A 1645-nucleotide genomic window follows, 5' to 3' on the forward strand; every position below is an offset into this window, starting at 1 on the left:
GAACAGGAATGGGGGCGGGGGGTCAAGGGAGTTGGCAGCTGAGATCGCCGGTCGCCCCTCTCGCTATCCCCCGCGGTGTTCGGTGGAAGGTCTGCTGCTGGGTTACGCTACAGCCTGATTGGTTGCCGTTCGGCGCTTTTCGACGGCTTCGGCGAGGGCGTTGAGGGTGGCGACGGTGGTGTCCCAATCGATGCAGCCGTCGGTGCTCGACTGGCCGTAGACGAGGTCCTGGCCGGGGACGAGATCCTGGCGGCCGGCGCGCAAGTTGGATTCGATCATGACGCCGATGATGCGCTTGTCGCCAGCGGCAAGCTGGGTGCCGATATCTGCGAGGACCAGCGGCTGGTTTTCTGGATTTTTCGAGGAATTGGCGTGGCTGGCGTCGATCATGATGGCCGGGTTGAGGCCGGCCTTGGTCGCGGCCTGGGCTGCGGCTTCGACGCTGGCTGCGTCGTAGTTGGTGGTTTTGCCGCCGCGGAGGATGATGTGGCAGTCCTCATTGCCCGTCGTCGCGGCTATGGCCGAGCGACCGTCCTTGGTGACGGCGAGGAAATGGTGCGGGTGCGAGACAGAAAGCACGGCGTCGAGGGCGATCTTCACATTGCCATCGGTGCCATTCTTGAAGCCGACGGGGCAGGAGAGGCCGGAGGCCAGTTCGCGGTGGATCTGTGACTCGGTGGTGCGGGCGCCGATGGCGGCCCAGGAGACGAGGTCGGCAATGTATTGCGGCGTCGTCATGTCGAGGAATTCGCAGGCGGCGGGGAGGCCGAGATTGGCGATATCGAGCAGCAGGGTACGGGCGGTGTGCAACCCTTGGGTGATGTTGAAGCTGCCGTCGAGATCGGGATCGTTGATCAGGCCCTTCCAGCCCACGGTGGTGCGGGGCTTCTCGAAGTAGACGCGCATGATGATTTCGAGGCGATCGCCGAGGGTTTCGCGCAGGGCGACGAGGCGGTTGGCATAGTCCATGGCCGCCTTGGGATCGTGAATCGAACAGGGACCAACGATAACGGCCAGGCGATCATCCTGGCCGGTCAGAATATTATGGAAATCGTGGCGGGCGGCGATGACGGTGCGGGTCGCGGCATCGGTGCGCGGATGCTGGCGCATGACCTCGATGGGGGTCGTCAGCGGTTTGATTTCGGTGATGCGAAGGTCGTCGGTCGATTTGAGCATTTCTTAGTCCTCGGAGTTTTGGTCGAGGGGCCAAGAAAAAAGCCGCCTCGGAAGTCGGACGGCTGGCTTGCGATTTGGGTCTGGTCTTGTCGGGATCAGGACACGCGCGCGATAGCCTCCGCCGGGAGCGGATAGCTAAAATACCAAAAAAAGGTCGCTGCGTTGATCATGGCGATGAAGCTAGCCGAGGAGTCGGGGCTTGTCGAGTCCCGACTTTAGGAGGGGGGGCTGGTGGTCCGTGCGGAGGTGAGATGGATTGCCGGGTCCTCGGGTCAAGACCGAGGATGGCCCGGCAATGACGATGGAGGGGGAGATCGAGCAAGCGCTAACCACCAGCGCCTTGATAGTTGCGGATGCAGTGGCGCCAGTGGAGGGTGCCGAGGACGACGGCGAGAGGGCCGGCGGCGAGGGAGGCGAAGCCTGCCCAGTCGCCGAGGAGCGGGACAGGTTTGCCCAAGGGTACGGCGAC

Annotated in this window: 1 protein-coding gene and 1 pseudogene; both read right to left on the minus strand. The window is 63.6% G+C overall.

Going from position 1 to position 1645, the window contains the following annotated elements; all coding sequences use genetic code 11:
- Nucleotides 1-102: 102 nt before the first annotated feature.
- Nucleotides 103-1176, minus strand: coding sequence for a 3-deoxy-7-phosphoheptulonate synthase (locus J0I64_RS17845; protein ID WP_291410711.1), 1074 nt, complete (start codon nt 1174-1176; stop codon nt 103-105).
- Nucleotides 1177-1501: 325 nt separating this feature from the next.
- Nucleotides 1502-1645 (minus strand): annotated as a pseudogene (locus J0I64_RS17850) (ABC transporter permease); the annotation flags it as partial.

Source organism: Devosia sp. (assembly GCF_017307565.1).
In the GTDB taxonomy this organism is placed as follows: Bacteria; Pseudomonadota; Alphaproteobacteria; order Rhizobiales; family Devosiaceae; genus Devosia.

Excerpts from the sequence above, each read along its gene's own strand:
- J0I64_RS17845 (WP_291410711.1), bottom strand. The coding sequence starts at position 1,176 with ATGCTCAAATCGACCGACGACCTTCGCATCACCGAAATCAAACCGCTG.